Origin of the sequence: Mycolicibacterium elephantis DSM 44368, from assembly GCF_004014805.1 — a bacterium.
Classification (GTDB): Bacteria; Actinomycetota; Actinomycetes; order Mycobacteriales; family Mycobacteriaceae; genus Mycobacterium; species Mycobacterium elephantis.
Genome location: NZ_ATDN01000053.1, coordinates 1 through 3,380, shown reverse-complemented (window position 1 = coordinate 3,380; position 3,380 = coordinate 1). Strand labels below are relative to the sequence as shown.

Here is a 3,380-nt window from a genome sequence, read left to right as displayed (position 1 = left end):
GACACACTATTGGGCTTTGAGACAACAAGCCCGCTATCTCTTTGTCCCGAGTGTTGGGAAACCGGGGGTAGGGAGTTGGTTGTCGCCCTGCTTTGGTGGTGGGGTGTGGTGTTTGATTTGTGGATAGTGGTTGCGAGCATCTGAACAAGACGCGTGCTCCTTTGGGGGTGGGTGTGTTGTTCGGGTAATGCAATGTGAATGTTTCTTCCGAGAAATAGTTTTTGTGTTTGTGTGTAAGTGTTTAAGGGCGCATGGTGGATGCCTTGGCACTGGGAGCCGATGAAGGACGTGGGAGGCTGCGATAAGCCTCGGGGAGTTGTCAACCGAGCGTGGATCCGAGGATGTCCGAATGGGGAAACCCGGCACGAGTGATGTCGTGTCACCAGGCGGTGAATGTATAGCCGTCTGGGGGGAACGCGGGGAAGTGAAACATCTCAGTACCCGTAGGAAGAGAAAACAATTGTGATTCCGTTAGTAGTGGCGAGCGAACGCGGAGGATGGCTAAACCGTGTGTATGTGATACCCGGCGGGGGTTGTGCATGCGGTGTTGTGGGGCCTGTGTTTCTGTTTACCGCCGTGAACAGCAGCAGTGATCAAGCAGTGTGTTAGGTGAAGTGGCCTGGGATGGTCTGCCGTAGAGGGTGAGAGCCCCGTAGTCGAAAACATGCTGCCTGCTGGCGCAGGATTTCCCCGAGTAGCAGCGGGCCCGTGGAATCTGCTGTGAATCTGCCGGGACCACCCGGTAAGCCTGAATACTTCTCAGTGACCGATAGCGGATCAGTACCGTGAGGGAATGGTGAAAAGTACCCCGGGAGGGGAGTGAAAGAGTACCTGAAACCGTGTGCCTACAATCCGTCAAAGCCCCCGCTTGTGGGGTGATGGCGTGCCTTTTGAAGAATGAGCCTGCGAGTCACCGACATGTCGCGAGGTTAACCCGGGTGGGGTAGCCGCAGCGAAAGCGAGTCTGAATAGGGCGTATCACGTCAGCAGTGGCGTGTGTAGTGGTGTGTTGTGGACCCGAAGCGGAGTGATCTACCCATGGCCAGGGTGAAGCGCGGGTAAGACCGCGTGGAGGCCCGAACCCACTTAGGTTGAAGACTGAGGGGATGAGCTGTGGGTAGGGGTGAAAGGCCAATCAAACTCCGTGATAGCTGGTTCTCCCCGAAATGCATTTAGGTGCAGCGTCACATGTTTCTTGTTGGAGGTAGAGCTACTGGATGGCCGATGGGCCCTACTAGGTTACTGACGTCAGCCAAACTCCGAATGCCGACAAGGTGTAAGTGTGGCAGTGAGACGGCGGGGGATAAGCTCCGTGCGTCGAGAGGGAAACAGCCCAGATCGCCGGCTAAGGCCCCTAAGCGTGTGCTAAGTGGAAAAGGATGTGCAGTCGCGAAGACAACCAGGAGGTTGGCTTAGAAGCAGCCACCCTTGAAAGAGTGCGTAATAGCTCACTGGTCAAGTGATTGTGCGCCGATAATGTAGCGGGGCTCAAGCACACCGCCGAAGCCGCGGCAGTCCATACCCTTTTGGGGGTATGGGTTGGGTAGGGGAGCGTCCTGCATCCGGTGAAGCCACAGGGTGACCTCGTGGTGGAGGGTGTGGGAGTGAGAATGCAGGCATGAGTAGCGATAAGGCAAGTGAGAACCTTGCCCGCCGGAAGACCAAGGGTTCCTGGGCCAGGCCAGTCCGCCCAGGGTGAGTCGGGACCTAAGGCGAGGCCGACAGGCGTAGTCGATGGACAACGGGTTGATATTCCCGTACCCGTGTATGAGCGTCCCTGACGAATCCATACTGCTAACCACCCAAAACCTCACCGACCTGATCCCTTCGGGGTGATGGCGGTGCGGGGCTGCGTGGGACCCGTGTGGGTAGTAGTCAAGCGATGGGGTGACGCAGGAAGGCAGCCGTACCAGTCAGTGGTAATACTGGGGCAAGCCCGTAGGGAGAACGATAGGCAAATCCGTCGTTCATGTTCCTGAGAGGTGATGCATAGCCGAGTGAGGCGAATTCGGTGATCCTATGCTGTCGAGAAAAGCCTCTAGCGAGCGCATACACGGCCCGTACCCCAAACCAACACAGGTGGTCAGGTAGAGAATACCGAGGCGTACGAGTGAACTATGGTTAAGGAACTCGGCAAAATGCCCCCGTAACTTCGGGAGAAGGGGGACCCCCACACCGTGTAAGCCCTTGCGGCCCAAGCGGCAGGGGGTGGCACAAACCAGTGAGAAGCGACTGTTTACTAAAAACACAGGTCCGTGCGAAGTCGCAAGACGAGGTATACGGACTGACGCCTGCCCGGTGCTGGAAGGTTAAGAGGACCCGTCAACCCCTTTCGGGGGGTGAAGCGGAGAATTTAAGCCCCAGTAAACGGCGGTGGTAACTATAACCATCCTAAGGTAGCGAAATTCCTTGTCGGGTAAGTTCCGACCTGCACGAATGGCGTAACGACTTCTCAGCTGTCTCAACCATAGACTCGGCGAAATTGCATTACGAGTAAAGATGCTCGTTACGCGCGGCAGGACGAAAAGACCCCGGGACCTTCACTACAACTTGGTATTGGTGCTCGATACGGTTTGTGTAGGATAGGTGGGAGACTGTGAAGCAGTCACGCCAGTGACTGTGGAGTCGTCGTTGAAATACCACTCTGATCGTATTGGGCCTCTAACCTCGAACCCTGAATCGGGTTCAGGGACAGTGCCTGGCGGGTAGTTTAACTGGGGCGGTTGCCTCCTAAAAAGTAACGGAGGCGCCCAAAGGTTCCCTCAACCTGGACGGCAATCAGGTGTTGAGTGTAAGTGCACAAGGGAGCTTGACTGCGAGACGAACATGTCAAGCAGGGACGAAAGTCGGGACTAGTGATCCGGCACCCCCGAGTGGAAGGGGTGTCGCTCAACGGATAAAAGGTACCCCGGGGATAACAGGCTGATCTTCCCCAAGAGTCCATATCGACGGGATGGTTTGGCACCTCGATGTCGGCTCGTCGCATCCTGGGGCTGGAGCAGGTCCCAAGGGTTGGGCTGTTCGCCCATTAAAGCGGCACGCGAGCTGGGTTTAGAACGTCGTGAGACAGTTCGGTCTCTATCCGCCGCGCGCGTCAGAAGCTTGAGGAAACCTGTCCCTAGTACGAGAGGACCGGGACGGACGAACCTCTGGTACACCAGTTGTCCCACCAGGGGCACCGCTGGATAGCCACGTTCGGACAGGATAACCGCTGAAAGCATCTAAGCGGGAAACCTTCTCCAAGACCAGGCTTCTCACCCTCTAGGAGGGATAAGGCCCCCCGCAGAACACGGGATCAATAGACCAGACCTACACACCCAGCAATGGGCGCAGGGAACTGGCACTAACCGGCCGAAAACTTACCCACACTCGCAACCACA

Annotated in this window: 1 rRNA gene; it reads left to right on the top strand. The window is 56.7% G+C overall.

Going from position 1 to position 3,380, the window contains the following annotated elements:
• The first annotated feature begins 231 nt into the window (after positions 1 to 231).
• A 23S ribosomal RNA gene (locus MELE44368_RS22785) occupies positions 232 to 3,367 on the top strand.
• The last annotated feature ends 13 nt before the right edge of the window (positions 3,368 to 3,380 follow it).